This is a genomic window from Streptomyces sp. NPDC058045, from assembly GCF_042885635.1.
Taxonomy (GTDB): domain Bacteria; phylum Actinomycetota; class Actinomycetes; order Streptomycetales; family Streptomycetaceae; genus Streptomyces.
The window spans coordinates 41,591-58,077 of record NZ_JBHVRR010000001.1 but is presented as its reverse complement, the minus strand read 5'-3'; the positions used below and the strand labels follow the sequence as shown (position 1 = coordinate 58,077).

Genomic DNA, 16,487 nt, shown 5'->3' with positions numbered 1-16,487 from the left:
CTATCGAAATCAGCTTGACCATGTCTTGGACTGATCGGGCCGGCGCCCCCTACCGTCCTGTCCCATGGCTCTGGCAACGCGGACGGACCCACGACCGTCCAGGACGCGCGGCATCTGGCGGTCCACCCTCGGCAAGAAGACGGTGATGGCCGTCAGCGGCCTCGTCATGCTGCTCTACCTGGTGGCCCATATGTTCGGGAACCTGAAGATCTTCTTCGGGCCCGGCCAGTTCGACGGCTACGCCCACTGGCTGCGCACCCTCGGCGAACCGGTCCTGCACTACGAGTGGACGCTCTGGCTGATCCGCGCGGTGCTGGTCCTCGCCGTCGTGGCGCACGCCACCACCGCCTACCAGCTCAGCCGCCTCGACCTGCGCGCCCGCCCCAGCCGCTACGTACACCGCAGGCCGCGGTCGAGCTACGCCACCCGCACCATGCGCTGGGGCGGCGTCATCCTCGGGCTGTTCACCGTCTGGCATCTGCTGGACCTCACCACCGGCACCGTCCACTCCGGCGGCTTCCAGCCCGGCCACCCCTACCAGAACGTGCTGGACACCTTCTCCACCTGGTACGGAGACACCATCTACCTGGTGGCGATGCTCGCCCTCGGACTGCACATCCGGCACGGCTTCTGGAGCGCCGCCCAGACCCTCGGCGCCGGCAGCCGCACCCGGGACCGCGCCCTCAAGACCCTCGCGAACACGGTGGCCCTGGTGCTGACGCTCGGCTTCGTCGCCGTCCCCGTCGGCGTCATGACCGGATGGGTGAGCTGACCATGACCGAGCACACCTCGTACCCGCACTACACCACCGGCGAACCCGTCGCCGACACCAAGGCGCCCACCGGACCCGTCCAGGACCGGTGGGACACCCGCCGCTTCCAGGCCGGGCTGGTCAATCCGGCGAACCGGCGCGGGCACACCGTCATCGTCGTCGGCACCGGACTCGCCGGCGGCTCGGCCGGCGCCACCCTGGCCGAACAGGGCTACCACGTCGTGCAGTTCTGCTACCAGGACTCACCGCGCCGCGCCCACTCCATCGCCGCCCAGGGCGGCATCAACGCCGCGAAGAACTACCGCAACGACGGCGACTCCGTACACCGCCTCTTCTACGACACGGTCAAGGGCGGCGACTTCCGCGCCCGCGAGTCCAATGTGCACCGCCTCGCGCAGATCTCCGTCGAGATCATCGACCAGTGCGTAGCCCAGGGTGTGCCCTTCGCCCGCGAGTACGGCGGCCTCCTCGACACCCGCTCCTTCGGCGGCGTCCAGGTCTCCCGCACCTTCTACGCCCGCGGCCAGACCGGGCAGCAACTACTGCTCGGCGCCTACCAGGCGATGTCCCGGCAGATCGCCGCCGGCAGCCTCCAACTCCACCCGCGCACCGAGATGTTGGACCTGATCGTCATCGACGGCCGGGCCCGCGGCATCGTCGCCCGCGACCTGGTCACCGGCCGTATCGACACCCACTTCGCGGACGCGGTGGTCCTCGCCACCGGCGGCTACGGCAATGTCTTCTACCTGTCCACCAACGCGATGAACTCCAACGCCACCGCCGTCTGGCGCGCCCACCGCAAGGGCGCCCTCTTCGCCAACCCCTGCTTCACCCAGATCCACCCCACCTGCATCCCGCGCACCGGCGACCACCAGTCCAAGCTGACCCTGATGAGCGAGTCGCTGCGCAACGACGGCCGTATCTGGGTGCCCAAGGCCGGAGGACGTGCTTCGGAGCACAGCGACTCCGCTGAGGGTGGTGGTGGGCGACGGGTGGGCGACGACCGGCCCGCCCACGAGATCCCCGAGGACGAGCGGGACTACTACCTGGAGCGGATCTACCCGGCCTTCGGCAATCTGGTGCCCCGTGACATCGCCTCCCGCGCCGCCAAGAACGTCTGCGACGAGGGCCGCGGCGTCGGCCCCGGCGGCCAGGGCGTCTACCTCGACTTCGCCGACGCCATCGCCCGGTTGGGACGCGAGAAGGTGGCCGAGCGGTACGGCAACCTCTTCGAGATGTACCAGCGGATCACCGCGCAGGACCCGTACCGGGTGCCGATGCGGATCTACCCCGCCGTGCACTACACCATGGGCGGACTCTGGGTCGACTACGACCTCCAGACCACCGTCCCCGGCCTGTTCGCCATCGGCGAGGCCAACTTCTCCGACCACGGGGCCAACCGCCTCGGCGCCTCCGCCCTGATGCAGGGCCTCGCCGACGGCTACTTCGTCCTGCCCGCCACCCTCAACGACTATCTGGCCCGCCACCCCCACCTCGACCCCGTCGACGCCGAACACCCCGCCGTACAGGAGCTGTTGGCCGAGACGGAGGAGCGGCTGCACCTCCTGCTGGCCGTCGCCGGGGACCGTACCCCGGACTCCTTCCACCGTGAACTCGGGGAACTGATGTGGGAGTTCTGCGGGATGGCACGCAACGAGGCGGGACTGCGCGTGGCACTCGACCGGATTCCGGAGATCCGCGCCGAGTTCTGGCGGCGCGTCAAAGTCCCCGGCACCGGCGAGGAGTTCAACCAGTCGCTGGAGAAGGCCAACCGCATCGTCGACTACCTGGAACTCGCCGAGCTGATGTGCCTGGACGCCCTGCACCGCACCGAGTCCTGCGGCGGCCACTTCCGCGAGGAGTCCCAGACCCCGGACGGCGAGGCGGCCCGCCGCGACGAGGACTTCTCCTACGCCGCCGCCTGGGAGTTCACCGGCACCGGCACACCGCCCGTCCTGCACCGGGAAGACCTGGTCTTCGAGTACGTCCACCCCACCCAGCGGAGCTACGCATGAAGCTCACCCTGCGCATCTGGCGGCAGCGCGACGCCGCCGGCGAAGGCGCCATGTCCACCTACCGGGTGGACGGGATCTCCTCCGACATGTCCTTCCTGGAGATGCTGGACACCCTCAACGAGCAACTCATCCTCAGCGGCGAGGACCCGGTCGCCTTCGACCACGACTGCCGGGAGGGCATCTGCGGCGCCTGCTCGCTCGTCATCAACGGCGAGGCGCACGGCCCGAATGGGGTGTCCCCTGCTCAAGCGGATTCGAGAGCTGGGGGAGGCACCACCACCTGCCAACTCCATATGCGGTCCTTCCGGGACGGCGACACCATCGACATCGAGCCCTGGCGCGCGGGGGCCTTCCCCGTCGTCAAGGACCTGGTGGTGGACCGCTCCGCCTTCGACCGCATCATCCAGGCCGGCGGCTACATCACCGCGCCCACCGGCTCCGCACCCGAGGCGCACGCCACCGCGGTACCCAAGCCGGACGCCGAGCTGGCCTTCGAGCACGCCGAGTGCATCGGATGCGGTGCCTGCGTCGCCGCCTGCCCCAACGGCGCCGCGATGCTCTTCACCTCCGCCAAGGTCAACCACCTGAACGTCCTGCCGCAGGGCGCGCCGGAACGGGAGACCAGGGTGCTCGACATGGTGGAGCAGATGGACGCCGAGGGCTTCGGCGGCTGCACCCTCACCGGGGAATGCGCCACCGCCTGCCCCAAGGGCATCCCTCTGATGTCCATCACCGGTATGAACCGCGAATGGCTCCGCGCCACCCGCAAGTCCGTCGCCCGATAAGGGCAGTTGGCAGCAGCCGGTCGAAAAGGTTCGCCGATCAGCCGATGGAGAACGGCACTTGGGCGCCCATCGTCCGGAGCCCGGCCGCCTGCTCCGGGTCGGGGGTGCGGCGGCCGGTGCCGAGTAGCAGGGCGTCCCGGTCGGAGAACGCGGCCGGGAAGGGCGCCCCGGCGATCGCCTCCAGCAACTCCCTTGACCGGCCCAGCCCTTCGGCGGGCGGCGGCGGCACCTTCGGCAGTTGGGCCTGGAGGTCGAGGTGGTGCAGGGTGCACTCCAGTACATACGCGGTGAGGTAGTCGCCCGCGGTGAGCACCTGGTCCTGGGTGCTGACCGGCGCGGCGGGATCGGCCAGACCGGCGGCCCGGCCCGCGGCCGAACCGACATCGTCCAGATGGAACAGCAGCAGCCGCGGATCCTGATACGCCGCCGCCAGCCGCACCGTCAGCGCGTCCAGCGGATCCTCCCCGGTGGGCTCCGGCACGATCTGCCAGTACGACACGGCGTCCCGGGTGGGTGCGGTGTCCGCGGGGGTGGCGAGGGTGATGAGGACGTCCTGGGCGTCGATCACCAGATGGCACACCAGGTCGCGCACCAGCCATCCGGCGCATCCGGAGGGCCGCCCGAAGTCCTCGTCGGACAGCTCGGCCACCGCGGAGAGCAGCGCGTTCCAGGAACGGGAGAAGGGATTCACCCGTGCAAGCTAACAGCCCCCCGCTCCCGCCCGCGACCGCGATCTCCGCGCACCGCCTATCACGGTGCGGGTGCCGGGCCGGGCTCGAACTCCACGACGAGATCGGCGAGTTGACGTCCCGGGGCGACCCGGCGCGCATTGGCCTCGTCGGAACGCAGTACAAAACCGCGGGCCTCACCGGGCGGCTTGCCGAACCGCTCGTGGCGGGCGATCAGCCGCCGCACCCGCTCGGCGTCGGGCAGCTCGACCCACCACACCTCGTCCAGGAGGGGACGCAGCATCGGCCACGGTTCCTCGTCGAGCAGCAGGTAGTTGCCCTCGGTGACGATGAGCGGGGTGCCGGGGGAGACGGGCAGCGAACCGGCGACGGGCTGCTCCACCTCCCGGTCGAAGGCGGGCGCGTAGACGGTCTCGCCCGGGTGCGGGGTGCGCAGCCGGTGCAGCAGCGCGGCGTAGCCATGGGCGTCGAAGGTGTCCGGCGCGCCCTTGCGGCCCAGGCTGCCGTGCGCGCGCAGTACCGCGTCGGCGAGATGGTGCCCGTCCATCGGTACGAGCGCCGCCCGCGGGCCCAGGGCGGCGGTGAGATGCGCGGCCAGGGTGGACTTGCCGGCGCCGGGCGGACCGGCGATACCGAGGATGCGGCGACCACCCTCCCGTTCCGCGGCATCCGCCAACCCACGGGCGCGTTCCACCAGTTCGTCCGGGGTGAGGGGAGAGGTCATCTGGTCCCTTCGGCTCAGGTGATGTGAGATGTGTGCGGTGCGGGTCAGGGGCGGCGGCCGGTGGCGGCGGCGATCCGGTCGATGAGCGGGGGTCCTCGCCGAGGTGAACGGGCGTGCCCCACGGCTGCGGCAGCGGTGCCCTGGGCGCGAAGTCGAGCACATGCGTGCAGGCCGTGTCCCATCCTCCAGTGCAGACAAAACGGATCCCGGTAACTCATCGCGGTCACCCGGCCGTCCCGTCGCGTGGCCGGAAACGTACGGTGGGCGCAGGGCAGCCTGTACCGGAGGGCGCGCCGGGCGAAGGAGACATGATCATGGCCATCAGCCTCGACAAGGTGCCCGAGGGGCTTGTGTCCCTGGTGAAGACCGCCGCAGTCAGCTTGGAGAAGCGGGGCCTGAGCGGGCAGCGGGCCGCGGTCTACCTGGTGCTCGACCGCTCCTTGAGTATGAGCAAGTTCTACCGCAATGGCAGTGTGCAGCACCTGGCCGAGCAGACCCTCGGCCTCTCCGCGAATCTCGACGACGACGGTGTGGTGCCTGTGGTCTTCTTCGACACCGACGCCTATGAGCCGGTGGACCTCCAACTCGACGCCTACCAGGGCCGGATAGCCGCCCTGCACAAGTCCTTCGGCAGGATGGGCACCACCAACTACGCCGCCGCGATGGACGAGGTCATCACCCACTACCTGGACAGCGAGGCGGCGGACCCGGCGTTCGTGGTGTTCCAGACGGACGGCTCGCCGGACTCCCGCCGGGCCGCGGAGCAGATGCTGTGCAAGGCGGCCGGGCTGCCGATGTTCTGGCAGTTCGTCGGCTTCGGCCGGGACCGCTTCGACTTCCTGCGGAAACTGGACGAACTGGCGGTGCCGCAGCGGCGTGTGGTGGACAACGCCGGTTTCTTCGCCGCGGGCCGCAAGCCGAGCGAGCTGTCCGACGCGGAGCTGTACGACGCGCTGATGAACGAGTTCCCCGACTGGCTGCGGGCGGCGCGAACGGCCGGGATCCTGCGGTGAGTTGACCTGGGTCAGGTGGTCCAGGTGCGGAGTCGGCGGGCGATCCCGGGGACTCCGAGTGCCGCCTCGGCCGCGTCGTGGACCAGGGCCACCGCGTCCTGTGGCGGATAGCGCAACCGCAGGCCCTGGAGGGACAGATAGGCCTCGCAACTGTGCCAGGCGAAGGCCGAGTTGGAGTGTTCCAGCGCGGGCAGCCGTACCAGGTGGTGGAGGAGTGCGGCGGCCTTGAGGTGGGGCGAGCCGTAGACATCGCGGCCCAGGGCGTGGGCGTTGACCCGGGCGACCGCCGCGTAGAGCAGCCCGTAGTCGTCGACCTGCGGGTCGCCCTGGAGCAGCTCGGCGGCGTGCAGCAGGAACGGCACGTCGAGTCGGCGGGGCTCGGGATGGTTCACTCGGCGCGCCCTTGTCTGTGTCCGGATGCCGGTCCGTGGCCAGGGAGTTGACGATCCCGGCCATCGGACTCGACATGGTACCCGTGGTACCACGCCCGGTCGGCCCGGTACCCGGCGGCGCCTGGTATCAGACGCCTCTCGCAGGTGAAGTAGGCCGTGATGCCGGCGAACCCGGCCCAGGCCGAGAGATACGGATGCCGCCGGAGGGAGCCCCGGAGCGCGGGCGGAATGCGCGGGTCGGTCGGGGACGGCCGGTGCTGTATCGCCCGGGTGCGGTCAACTGACCGCGCGCCAAGACCGCTTGGGTCCGGGGAAGGCCAACCGGCGGCGCTCCCAGGCCAGTCCGCCCCGAGTGCGTGCGAACCTCCCGGCGCCACCGGTCTGTTCAAGCCACGCAATGCGTGGTTCACTCCTCAACGGTCCACGCTGACCGCACTGAAGACGCCTCACCGGCCCGGCAGCGGCCTCCCCGGCACGGGGGCCGTACCGGGTAGTTGCGGACGACCCCACGAGGGTTTACCGCGGCGGCCGGTTTTTTCCACCCCCCTCGAACGGTGCTGACCGCTGCCCTCAAGCGCGGGACGTACCGGCACCGAACGGATGGATGACGGACGGCATCAAGTGTGGAGGAGCCATGGACAACCTCGCCCCCGTGATCACCTGCGCGACCGTCGTACTCCTCGCCTCGGCCATCGCGCTGACCGGCGCCCGCAGGGGGCCGCGCCGCACCGGGGCCAGGGCGGATCTGGAGGACTGGGCCCTGGCCGACCGCAGGCACGGCAGCGGACTCGTCTGGTGCCTCCTCGGCGGCACCATCTACACCGCGTACACCTTCACCGCCGTCCCGGGCGCCGTCTTCACCTCCGGCGGTATCGGCTTCTACGCCCTGCCCTACACCACCGTGGTCTGCGCCGTCGCCTTCGTGCTGCTGCCCCGGCTGGCGGCGACCGCGCGCGCCCACGGGCACATCACCGTCGCCGACTTCATCCGGGTCCGCTACGGCTCACCGCTGCTCGCCCTGGCCGTGGCGCTCACCGGGATCTTCGCCACCATGCCCTACCTCGCCCTCCAACTCCTCGGTCTGCGGGCAGTACTCGGCGTGCTGGGCCTCAAACAGGACGGCATGGCGGGCGACTTGGCGCTCACCGCCGTGTTCGCGGTACTCGCCGTCTCCACCTACCGCTACGGGCTGCGCGCCCCGACCGCCGTCTCCGTCGTCAAGGCGGTGCTGGTGGTCGGCTCGACGATCGCCCTCGGCTGGCTCGTCCTCAGCAGGACCGGCAGCCCGGCGGACCTCTTCCACCGCGCCGGCGCCGCGCTGGAATCCACCGGGACCACCTCGGCCCTGGTCCCCGACCCCGCACTGGCGCCCGCCTACGCCTCCCTGGCCGTCGGCTCGGCGCTCGCCCTCTTCGCCTTCCCGCACGTCCTGCTCACCGCCTTCGCCGCCCGCAGCGGTGACGTACTGCGCCGCACCTCCGTCACCCTGCACGGCTGGACCGCGATGCTCGGTGCCTTCGCGCTCTTCGGGCTGGCGGCACTCGCGGCCGGGGTACGGCCGCCCCCGGGCCGCAGCGAGCGCGCTATCCCGCTGCTCGTCCTGGACCTCGCCCCCGGCTGGGCGGCGGGCCTGCTGCTGGGGGCCTTCGTGGTGGCGGCGCTGGTACCGGCCGCGGTGATGTCCATCGGCGCCGCGACCCTCTTCGCCCGCAATGTGTACCTGGAGTTCGTCAACCCCACGGCCACCGAGGCACAGGTGACCCGGATGGCGCGGCTGATGTCGCTGGTGGTGAAGATCGGTGCGCTGGCCTTCGCCCTCGGGCTGCACGACCAGGCCGCCATCAACCTCCATCTGCTGGGCGCCGTATGGGTGTTGCAGATCCTGCCCGCCATCGCCCTCGGCCTGCTGCACCGCGCCCCGCACCGCCTCGCGCTGCTCGCCGGCTGGCTCCTCGGCATGGTCGCCGGTACCGCCCTGGTCAGCCACGGCGGCTTCGCCCCGCTGGTACGGCTGCCGTTCGGCCACATCCCGCTGTACGCGGGGGTGGTGGGCCTCGCCGTCAATCTGGCGGCGGTCGCGGTGGCGGGCCCGCTGCTGGACCGGCTCGGAGTGCCGCGCGGGCTCGCCGGGGTGCTGCTGCCGGCGGGAGCGGGACGCGGCAGAGAGGCGGCGTCCTCGTGAGCAGACGGACCACCCGGCCCGCCGTCAGCAGGCCGACCCCCCGCACCGCCCCGGCCGGCCCCGCCGCGGAACCAGGCGTCGATCTGCGCGATGTGGAACGGGAGTCGGCGATGATCCGTCTCTTCGACGGGCACCATGCCCAACTGGTCCGCCTGGCCGTGCTGTTGGGCGCCGAGCAGGACGCGGAGGATGTGGTGGCGGAGGCGTTCTGTGTGCTGCACAGCCGCTGGTACCGGCTCCGGGCCAGCGAGTCGGCACCCGCGTACCTTCGGTCCGTGGTGTGCAATCTGGTGCGGATGCGGATACGGCGGCTCCAGTTGCTGCGGCGCCATACGCACGTGGAGGCGGCGCCGATCGCCTCCGCCGAAGCCACCGCGCTGCTGCACGAGGACCAGCGGCAGGTGGTCGGCGCACTGAAGAACCTGCCGGCGCGGCAGCGGGAGGCACTGGTGCTGCGCTACTGGATGGACCTCAAGGAGAGGGAGATAGCGGAGGCGATGGGCATCAGTGCCGGTGCGGTGAAATCCCATGTCTCCCGCGGTATGCAGGCACTGGCCCGGGCCATGGAGACCCCCGGGGGACCTGGCGGGACAGATGAGTGTGGACGACCCTGAGACCCGGCTCCGCGACACCCTCGACTCGCTGGCGTCGACGGTGGTGCCGTCCCCGGACACCTACGCCAGGGCGCGCACCGAGTGGCAGCGCCGGGACCGGCGCCGGCGGCTGGTCATGCTGGTGCTGGCGGTGCTGATCGTGGCGGCGGCCGACGTGGTGGGCCTCTGGGCGCTCAACTCCCGTACCGAGCCGGACCGTCCGCCGGGCAAGGAGCAGATCGACGTGGTCGTCCAGCCCTGAGCGGGCACGGCGGGGGCCGGGGCCGCGGAGATCGTCCGCGGTCCCGGCCCCGTACCGTGCCGGTGGGTCAGGCCATCGCGCGGGAGACCTTCCACATCGCGTCCACGGCCCGGTCCACGTCCTTGCGCTGGTGGAACAGGTGGGTGGAGACCCGGACCACCTGGTGGTTGCGGGACGAGCCGATCACCGGGAAGTCACTGGTGCGGATCACCAGCCCGTGCTCGTCCTTGAGCCGCGCCACATACGCCGTCGCCTTGGCGCCGTCGTACACGTCGGCCGGGTTGCTGAACGGCGCGAAGGAGGTCAGGCCGCACACCAGCCTGGGGTCGTCCTTCGGCGAGTACAGCGAGTTGACCCCCCAGCGCTCCACTATCAGGTCCTTCAGATAGGCGGAGAGGTCCAGCACATGCTCCTGGATCCGGTCCCGGCCGATACGGTCCCAGACCTCGAAGACCTTGGACACACCCGCCATGGCGGCGAAGCTGCCGTTGCCCACCGACTGGAGCTGCGCGGCGATGTCGTAGCTCTCCTTCGGCCCGGTCGCCCGCGGCGGCACACCGCCCTCGGCGGGGTAAGCGCTGGACACCACCGGCCAGAACTCCGGCAGCGGGTTGGGGTTGTAGCGGTTGATGACCTTGTTGCGGATGTAGAGGATGCCGGTACCGCCGGGCCCGCACTGCCACTTGGCGGCCGAACCGGCGAGGAAGTCCACCCCCAGCTCATGGAAGTTGTAGTTCATCATGCCGGGGATGTGCGCCCCGTCGACGACGCTGGTCAGACCGTGGTCCTGGGCGAGCTTCGCCAGCATCGCGATGGGCAGCATGGTGCCCGTCTTGTAGGTGGGCGCGGAGAACAGCAGCACCTTGGTCCGCTTGGTGATGGCCGCGCGGAACAACTCCACGTAGTCCTCGGCCCGTTGGCGGTTGCCGACCGGCAGTTCGACCTTCTTGATGACGATCCCGTGCCGGTCCCTGGCCATCGACATGGGCACGATGCCGCCACCGTGCTCATGGTTGGTGGTGAGGATCTCGTCGCCCGCCTTCAGACCGAGCCCGGCGACGATCTTCGACATCCCGTCACTGGTGTTGTGCGAGATGACCACCTCGTCCGCGTCGCACCCGAAGGCACGCCCGGCCGCCTTCCGCTCGTCGAGGAAGTTGCTGTACGCGGACAGCGCTCCGGCGGACACCTCCCGGTACTTCTTGTCGATGGCGTCCAGCACCTCGCGCGGCGGGGAGCCGACGGTGCCGACGTTCATGAACAGGAGGTCCTTGTCGATGGTGAACAGCCGCCGCACGGCGTCCCAGTAGGCGCTGGAGTTGGGCGGCGGCAGAGTGCCGGAGGTCGGCCCGCTGCCGGTCGCGGCCGCCGCCGGGGACACCCCGGCCGCTCCGATGCCGGCGGTCGCCGCTCCGGCGCCCACCAGTCCGACGAATCCGCGCCGGGAAACCCCGGCCTTTCCACGGGTGTGCAGTCTTGGCACGGCCATGTCCCTTTCCGTTTCTGTTCCTTGAGTGACTTCGCTGAGTGAGTTCGCTGAGTGAGTTCGCTGAGTGAGTTCGCCGATGTCTCAGCGGACGGCGATGGCGGAGATCTCGACCTTGGCGTCCTGCGGCAACCGCGCCACCTGCACGGTGGCCCGCGCGGGCGGATCGGATTCAAAGAACTCGGCGTAGACCGCGTTGAAGCGGGCGAAGTCATTGAGGTCGGCCACATAGACGGTGGTGCTGGTGATGTGCCGCAGCGACATACCGTCGGCCCGCAGCACCGCCTGCACATTGCGCATCGCCTGCCGCGCCTGGTCCTCGATGGAGGAATCGGCGGGGATCTTCCCGATCTTGGGATCGATCGGCAACTGCCCTGACACGAAAGTAAGTTGACCTGCGGAGATCCCCTGTGAGTACGGCCCGATCGCGGCCGGAGCCTCCGGGGTACTGATGGCCCGGTGCCGCCCGCCACCCTGGTCGGACACGGCGGAAGCCCCACCGATCCCGCCGACCAGCAGTACGGCCGCCCCGAGCGCGACCAACCCGCGGCGCATACGGCGCCGACCGGACCTGTCCTCGGGCGGTGGGTGGAATGGGGAGTGGTGCGCTGTCATTACGGCTGTCCTCCCGAACGTCGACCGCACGCCTGCACGCCGGCGTTTCCTATCTGGTGCGGTGTTTGTTTGTTGCGGACGGCGGCGGCTTGGTTTACCGCAAGCGGAAAAAGACCCGCACGGCTTTTCCGGACGGCGGCCGCCGGGCGGAATCACCGCCGCGGCCGGGTTGTTGACCAGGGGCATGAGTTCCGTACAGAAACTGGGCCCCGTCCGATCAGCGGGCCGGCGACCATCTGGAGACCGAGCGCGGCCGCCGGGTGCTGACCGCCCTCGACGAGGTCGCCGCGGCCCACGGCGCGGAGCAGGCCACCGTCGCCCTGGCCTGGCTCGCCGCCCAGCCGACGGTGGTGGCACCGATCGCCTCCGCGCGCACCGTGGAGCAGTTGCCGGCCCTGCTGAAGGTGGCCGAACTACGGCTGACCGAAGCGGAGTTGGCCCACCTCACCGCGGCCTCCGCCTGACCGGGCACAGGAAGTGCCGCACGGCCGGCCGCTCCCGCGGAGGGACCGGCCGCGCACCGGGTGGGATGCCCGCACCGCGGCCCGCGACTTGGATCACGCCGCCGGAATATGTTCGAGTGGGCCGGTGAACGAGAACGTGACGCCGTCGTACGGGACGGCAGAGATACCCGCGCAGACCGCGGCGGGAGCACCGGCCGAGACGGAGACCGACCGCCCGGCGGCACCGGACACCGAGGCCCCGGCCGCGCCGCGCGACTCCCGCTCCACCCGCAGAAAGGTGCTGCGCAGAACCGCCAGGACGGTCGCCGCGCTGGCCGTGGTGACGGCCTTCCTGGCCATCGCCGACCGCTGGGCCGTGCTCTACGCGGAGAACCTCGCCGCCGAGCAGGTGCAGAAGGCCCTCAAGCTGCGTGCCGAGCCCGAAGTGCACATCGACAGCTTCCCGTTCGTCGCCCAGATCGCCACCGGGAGCCTGGACCAGGTCCAGGTCAACATCCCCCATGTGCCCGCGGGACCGGTCTCCGTCGGCCAGGTGCAGGCCACCGTGGACGACATCAGCATCGTCGGCAGCCTGCCCAGCTCGGTGGAGGGCGCGGACCTGGGCCGGGTACGCGGTGACGTGTATCTCGACTTCGACGATCTGAACCGTGAAGTCGGCGCCTCCCAGGTCACGTTGGAGCCCGGCCCGGAGCGGAACACCATCCGTGCGCACGGCGGGCTGCCGGTGGCCGGCACCCGGGTCGACGTGCAGTCCCGGGCCCATGTCCGCCGGGTCGGCGACCGCGGTGTCGCCCTCACCGTCGCCGACACCCGCCTCGTCGTCCCCGACCTGCTGACCTACACCCCCGGCAAGGGCGGCGGGCTCCAACTGGCCGCGCCCGCGGCCGGGAAGATGGACGAGAACGACTTCCAGCAGACCACCGGCCAGCGGCTGCGACCGGGCCGGATGCTCAAGGGCCGCGCCCTGGACGCACTCATCGACCACCCCGCCCTGCTGAAGCCCGCCGGTATCGACCCCAAGCTGGTCCGCGGCCTGCGCGGCACCGAGAAGCCCAAGGTGGCCGAGGCCATGGAGTTCTCCGCCGAACTACCCCCCGAGGTCCCGCCCGAACTCCACCTCTCCGACCTCTCCATCACCAAGCGCGGCATCCACGCCGAGCTGACGGGGGACGACGTACCGGTCCGCCCCTGAGCCGCCCACCGGCAGGTGGTGGTGCTCCTCGCGGCGCTGGTCACGCACACTTCACGGCAGCACCGGACATGTAACACGTGTTACTTTCACGGGGTGAGTGGTGAATCTGTCACGCGGTGGGTGGTCCTCATCGTGCGGCTGCCGGCGCGGCCGTCCCGGCATCGGGTGGCCGTGTGGCGGGAGTTGCGCAAGGCGGGGGCGCTGTCGCTGGGGCAGGGGGTGTGGGCGGCGCCCGAGGTGCCCGTCTTCGCCGACGGGCTGGATCGTGCCGTCTCGCTGACCGGGCGGGCCGGGGGTGAGGCGGTGGTGCTGCGGGCGTCGGGGCGCGGGCCGGGGGACGCCGAGCGGTTCCAGGCGATGTTCACCGCGGCCCGCGAGGAGGACTGGACGGCGTTCCTCGCCGACTGCGGCAAGTACGCCGCGGAGCTGGACCAGGAGATCCGCCGGGAGAAGTTCACCCTGGCCGAGCTGGAAGAGGAGGAGCAGTCCCTGGAGCGGTTGCGCCGCTGGCACCGCGACCTCAAGGCCCGGGACGTCTTCGGTGCGCCGGGCGCCCCGGAGGCGGAGCGCGAACTGGCCCGCTGCGCCCGCCGGTTCGAGGAGTACGGCGAGCTGGTCTTCGCCCGCCTGCACGCCTTCGGCGAGGGGGACACCCCATGAGCGAGCCGACGACGGCGCCGGCGCGGGTGATGTGGCCGCTGTACGCGGCCGGGTTCACCACCGCCTTCGGCGCCCACGGCATCGCCGCCAACCTCGGCGCCGGCGACCACGAACTGATGCGGTCGGTGCTCTACCTCGGCGTCCTCCTCGCCCTGTACGACGGGGCCGAGGTGATCCTCAAGCCGGTGTTCGGCACCCTGGCCGACAAGGTGGGCGCCAGGCCGGTGCTGCTCGGCGGCCTGATCGGATTCGCCGCCGCCTCCGCCGTGTTCGCCGTGGTCCGGGACCCGGGGTGGCTGTGGGCCGCACGGCTCGGGCAGGGGGCGGCGGCCTCGGCGTTCTCCCCGGCCGCCTCCGCGCTGGTGGCCCGGCTCAATCCGGCCGCCAAACACGGGCGCGCGTACGGGAGTTACGGCTTCTACAAGAGCATCGGCTACACCGCGGGCCCGCTTCTCGGCGGGGTACTCGTCTGGGCCGGGGGACTGGCACTGCTGTTCACCGTGCTGGCGGCGCTCGCCGCGGTGGTGGCCGGGTGGGCGGCGGTGGCCGTGCCCGCGGTGCCGCCGCTGCCGAAGTCCCGGCAGACGGTGCTCGGGCTGGTGCGGCGGCTGACCGACGCGGCGTTCGTACGGCCGGTCGCCGCGCTGGCCGCCGCGACCGCCGCGCTCTCGGTCGGCGTCGGCTTCCTGCCGCTGTCCGGTGCGGCGGCCGAGCTGCCGCCCGTCGCCACCGGTGCGGCCGTGTCCGTGCTGGCGCTGTGCGCCGCAGTCACCCAGCCGTGGGCGGGGCGCGCCCTGGACGCGGGGCGGTTGCGGGCGGGTACCGGGATCGCGGCCGGGCTGCTGATCACCGGCTGCGGGGTGGCCGCGGCGATGCTGCCCGGCCTGGGCGGAGTGCTGGTGGCCGCGGTGCTGATCGGGTGCGGCACGGGCCTGATCACACCGCTGGGCTTCGCCGCGCTGGCCTCGGCGACACCGCCGGAACGCCTGGGCCAGACCATGGGCACCGCCGAGCTGGGGCGCGAACTGGGCGACGCGGGCGGCCCGCTGCTCGTCGCCTCGATCGCCGCCGCTGCCACCCTGACCTGGGGCTACGCTGCCCTCGCCGTGGTGACCGTACTCCTGGTCCCGGTACTGGCCGTGCGTCGGGCGGCCCGGTGAGCCGACGGCTATCCGGCGCCGACCGCGGTCAGCAGGAGGTGCAGGTCGTGCACGGCCTCGGCGCTCGCCCAGGTGGTGGCGGCCAGGACGGCGCCGGTGGCGAGGGTCAGGCCCGGGTGGCGGGTGAGGGGCGGGGCGAGCAGGGCGGCGACGCGGCGCGGCACCGGGCCGGCGGCGGCGAGCGGGTTCCGGCGGCGCGGGCCGAGGACGCCCAGGGTGGCGCCGGGGGTGCGGGCCGGGGTGTGCCGGGTGGCGAGCGCGGCCTTGCCGACGGCCCGCGCGACGCAGGTGCGGTCGCCGGTGGTCTCGGCGGCACGCTCGTCGGCCCAGCGTTCGATGGTGTACGTCACCGTGGTGGCGAGCGGACGCAGGAACGGGTTGACGGTGGCGCCGAGCTGGGCGAAGGCGACGAACAGATGGTGCTGGGCGGCCAGATGGGCACGTTCGTGGGCGAGCAGGATGTCGTGCTCGCCCGCTTCGAGTGTGTCCAGCATCCCGGTGGAGACGACGATGCGGCCGGGCAGTCCTGGCACGGCGAAGGCGTCGGGGGCGGCGTCCTCGACCACGACCAGACCGTTGTGCGCCGGCATACACGCCGCTTCCACGGCGGCCGCGACGATCGCCCGGGTCCGGCGCGCCACCATCCGCATCCCCGCGAGTGCCGCGCCGCCCACCAGCAGTGCGGCGAGCAGCGCGACGGACAGCTCGGTCGGGTCGTCTAGCTGCGCGGACCGCGCCGACCAGTGGCCGAGCTGCGCGAAGAGCGGGATTCGGATCACCGCGGTGGCCGCGAGCAGCCCCAGGCACAGGGTGCTGGCCGCGCCCAGGACCACCGAGGACAGGGTCAGCAGCCAGGTGGCGAGCCGGGGTTCGCAGCGTGTGGCGAGCAGCCGCGCACCCCAGGTGGCGAGCAGCGGCAGCAGCAGCGGCAGATAGACGGCGTAGAGCATGGCGGGGTCCCGGTGCCTACCGGCCGGGGCCGTCGGTGGGGCCGAGCAGCCGCCGCAGCAACTCCTCGTCCGTGGTGGACAGTTCGTCGACGAAGCGGCTGAGGACGGCCCGGCGGTCGGGCCGCTCCTCCAGGGCGCCGCGCATCCGCCGGGCCGCGAACCCGTCCTCGTCGGTGGCGGGGGCGTAGGCGTAGGCCCGGCCGCGGGGGGTGCGGGTGAGCAGCTCCTTGTCGTACATGCGGGTCAGGATCGTCACCACGGTGCTGTACGTGGGCCCGCCGGTGAGCCGCTCGGCGACCTCGCGGGGGATCAGCGGCTCGCCGGCCTGGTGCAGCAGCGCCAGGATCTCCGCCTCGCGTTCTCCGTTGGCCCGCTTGGGGGTGGGTTTGTCCTGGCCGGGTGCACTCATGGGTTTGGCGTTCCCTCATTCATCTTCTACAGTCGTGTAGAACTTCTACAGCGGTGTAAATGCCGCCGTGGTCGAGTGTGCCATGCGCCCACCCCCGACCGGCAACCCCCGGTCGGCATCGGCG

General features: G+C 71.6%; 17 protein-coding genes and 1 pseudogene. 11 read left to right on the top strand and 7 right to left on the bottom strand.

What is annotated here, in order from left to right; genetic code table 11:
• Positions 1-64: 64 nt before the first annotated feature.
• From ACFVST_RS00305 to ACFVST_RS00295, 3 genes are read left to right on the top strand one after another with little or no spacing between them, the layout of a single operon-like run.
• Entirely contained in the window at positions 65-772 is a 708-nt protein-coding gene (locus ACFVST_RS00305; protein ID WP_390145271.1) for a succinate dehydrogenase, read from the top strand.
• A complete protein-coding gene (locus ACFVST_RS00300) occupies positions 760-2,787 on the top strand; it encodes a fumarate reductase/succinate dehydrogenase flavoprotein subunit (protein ID WP_390145269.1) in 2,028 nt (675 codons plus the stop codon). The genes ACFVST_RS00305 and ACFVST_RS00300 overlap by 13 nt, the downstream gene beginning before the upstream one ends.
• On the top strand, positions 2,784-3,572 hold the full coding sequence (locus ACFVST_RS00295) for a succinate dehydrogenase/fumarate reductase iron-sulfur subunit (protein WP_390145267.1): 789 nt from the start codon (positions 2,784-2,786) through the stop codon (positions 3,570-3,572). Before ACFVST_RS00300 ends, ACFVST_RS00295 begins: the two co-directional genes overlap by 4 nt.
• A 37-nt stretch (positions 3,573-3,609) precedes the next feature.
• On the opposite strand, the gene ACFVST_RS00290 is transcribed toward ACFVST_RS00295, so the two are convergent.
• Positions 3,610-4,263, bottom strand: coding sequence for a maleylpyruvate isomerase N-terminal domain-containing protein (locus ACFVST_RS00290; protein ID WP_390145265.1), 654 nt, complete (start codon positions 4,261-4,263; stop codon positions 3,610-3,612).
• A 59-nt stretch (positions 4,264-4,322) separates the two neighbouring features.
• A complete protein-coding gene (locus tag ACFVST_RS00285) occupies positions 4,323-4,985 on the bottom strand; it encodes a nucleoside/nucleotide kinase family protein (protein ID WP_390145263.1) in 663 nt (220 codons plus the stop codon).
• A 314-nt stretch (positions 4,986-5,299) separates the two neighbouring features.
• Between ACFVST_RS00285 and ACFVST_RS00280 the strand changes: the two genes are divergently transcribed.
• Positions 5,300-5,998 carry a VWA domain-containing protein gene (locus ACFVST_RS00280; protein WP_390145261.1) on the top strand — a complete coding sequence of 233 codons (699 nt, stop codon included), beginning with the start codon at positions 5,300-5,302 and terminating at the stop codon, positions 5,996-5,998.
• An 11-nt stretch (positions 5,999-6,009) separates the two neighbouring features.
• On the opposite strand, the gene ACFVST_RS00275 is transcribed toward ACFVST_RS00280, so the two are convergent.
• Positions 6,010-6,390, bottom strand: coding sequence for a fic family toxin-antitoxin system, toxin component (locus ACFVST_RS00275; protein ID WP_390145259.1), 381 nt, complete (start codon positions 6,388-6,390; stop codon positions 6,010-6,012).
• Positions 6,391-7,024: 634 nt separating this feature from the next.
• Here ACFVST_RS00275 and ACFVST_RS00270 point away from each other — a divergent pair.
• The 3 genes from ACFVST_RS00270 to ACFVST_RS00260 are packed head-to-tail and all read left to right on the top strand — an operon-like array spanning position 7,025 to position 9,427.
• A complete protein-coding gene (locus tag ACFVST_RS00270) occupies positions 7,025-8,572 on the top strand; it encodes a sodium:solute symporter (RefSeq protein WP_390145257.1) in 1,548 nt (515 codons plus the stop codon).
• Positions 8,569-9,186, top strand: a complete 618-nt coding sequence (locus ACFVST_RS00265) for an RNA polymerase sigma factor (RefSeq protein ID WP_390145255.1) — start codon at positions 8,569-8,571, stop codon at positions 9,184-9,186. Before ACFVST_RS00270 ends, ACFVST_RS00265 begins: the two co-directional genes overlap by 4 nt.
• Positions 9,173-9,427 carry a hypothetical protein gene (locus ACFVST_RS00260; protein WP_390145253.1) on the top strand — a complete coding sequence of 85 codons (255 nt, stop codon included), beginning with the start codon at positions 9,173-9,175 and terminating at the stop codon, positions 9,425-9,427. Before ACFVST_RS00265 ends, ACFVST_RS00260 begins: the two co-directional genes overlap by 14 nt.
• 67 nt (positions 9,428-9,494) lie before the next feature.
• Here ACFVST_RS00260 and ACFVST_RS00255 read toward each other — a convergent pair whose 3' ends face one another.
• Both ACFVST_RS00255 and ACFVST_RS00250 read right to left on the bottom strand, forming a co-directional pair.
• Entirely contained in the window at positions 9,495-10,916 is a 1,422-nt protein-coding gene (locus ACFVST_RS00255; RefSeq protein ID WP_390145251.1) for an aminotransferase class V-fold PLP-dependent enzyme, read from the bottom strand.
• 81 nt (positions 10,917-10,997) lie between these two features.
• Entirely contained in the window at positions 10,998-11,528 is a 531-nt protein-coding gene (locus ACFVST_RS00250) for a RidA family protein (protein WP_390145249.1), read from the bottom strand.
• Between the two features lie 224 nt (positions 11,529-11,752).
• On the opposite strand from ACFVST_RS00250, the pseudogene ACFVST_RS00245 reads away from it, so the two are divergent.
• The 4 genes and pseudogenes from ACFVST_RS00245 to ACFVST_RS00230 all read left to right on the top strand — a co-directional run.
• Positions 11,753-11,992: pseudogene (locus tag ACFVST_RS00245) on the top strand (aldo/keto reductase); the annotation flags it as partial.
• A 124-nt stretch (positions 11,993-12,116) separates the two neighbouring features.
• Entirely contained in the window at positions 12,117-13,184 is a 1,068-nt protein-coding gene (locus ACFVST_RS00240) for a DUF2993 domain-containing protein (protein WP_390145247.1), read from the top strand.
• A 93-nt stretch (positions 13,185-13,277) separates the two neighbouring features.
• The gene (locus ACFVST_RS00235) at positions 13,278-13,844 is read left to right on the top strand and encodes a Chromate resistance protein ChrB (RefSeq protein ID WP_390145246.1); all 567 of its coding nucleotides are present in this window, start codon (positions 13,278-13,280) and stop codon (positions 13,842-13,844) included.
• Positions 13,841-15,004, top strand: a complete 1,164-nt coding sequence (locus ACFVST_RS00230) for an MFS transporter (RefSeq protein ID WP_390145244.1) — start codon at positions 13,841-13,843, stop codon at positions 15,002-15,004. The genes ACFVST_RS00235 and ACFVST_RS00230 overlap by 4 nt, the downstream gene beginning before the upstream one ends.
• Positions 15,005-15,012: 8 nt before the next feature.
• Here ACFVST_RS00230 and ACFVST_RS00225 read toward each other — a convergent pair whose 3' ends face one another.
• Positions 15,013-15,954, bottom strand: coding sequence for a M56 family metallopeptidase (locus ACFVST_RS00225; RefSeq protein ID WP_390145242.1), 942 nt, complete (start codon positions 15,952-15,954; stop codon positions 15,013-15,015).
• A 16-nt stretch (positions 15,955-15,970) separates the two neighbouring features.
• Entirely contained in the window at positions 15,971-16,363 is a 393-nt protein-coding gene (locus ACFVST_RS00220; protein ID WP_390145241.1) for a BlaI/MecI/CopY family transcriptional regulator, read from the bottom strand.
• Between the last annotated feature and the right edge of the window lie 124 nt (positions 16,364-16,487).

Bases quoted from the DNA above. Each gene is read 5' to 3' on its own strand.
- ACFVST_RS00305 (WP_390145271.1), top strand. From the start codon at position 65: ATGGCTCTGGCAACGCGGACGGACCCACGACCGTCCAGGACGCGCGGC.
- ACFVST_RS00300 (WP_390145269.1), top strand. From the start codon at position 760: ATGGGTGAGCTGACCATGACCGAGCACACCTCGTACCCGCACTACACC.
- ACFVST_RS00295 (WP_390145267.1), top strand. From the start codon at position 2,784: ATGAAGCTCACCCTGCGCATCTGGCGGCAGCGCGACGCCGCCGGCGAA.
- ACFVST_RS00285 (WP_390145263.1), bottom strand. From the start codon at position 4,985: ATGACCTCTCCCCTCACCCCGGACGAACTGGTGGAACGCGCCCGTGGG.
- ACFVST_RS00280 (WP_390145261.1), top strand. From the start codon at position 5,300: ATGGCCATCAGCCTCGACAAGGTGCCCGAGGGGCTTGTGTCCCTGGTG.
- ACFVST_RS00270 (WP_390145257.1), top strand. From the start codon at position 7,025: ATGGACAACCTCGCCCCCGTGATCACCTGCGCGACCGTCGTACTCCTC.
- ACFVST_RS00255 (WP_390145251.1), bottom strand. From the start codon at position 10,916: ATGGCCGTGCCAAGACTGCACACCCGTGGAAAGGCCGGGGTTTCCCGG.
- ACFVST_RS00250 (WP_390145249.1), bottom strand. From the start codon at position 11,528: ATGACAGCGCACCACTCCCCATTCCACCCACCGCCCGAGGACAGGTCC.
- ACFVST_RS00230 (WP_390145244.1), top strand. From the start codon at position 13,841: ATGAGCGAGCCGACGACGGCGCCGGCGCGGGTGATGTGGCCGCTGTAC.
- ACFVST_RS00225 (WP_390145242.1), bottom strand. From the start codon at position 15,954: ATGCTCTACGCCGTCTATCTGCCGCTGCTGCTGCCGCTGCTCGCCACC.
- ACFVST_RS00220 (WP_390145241.1), bottom strand. From the start codon at position 16,363: ATGAGTGCACCCGGCCAGGACAAACCCACCCCCAAGCGGGCCAACGGA.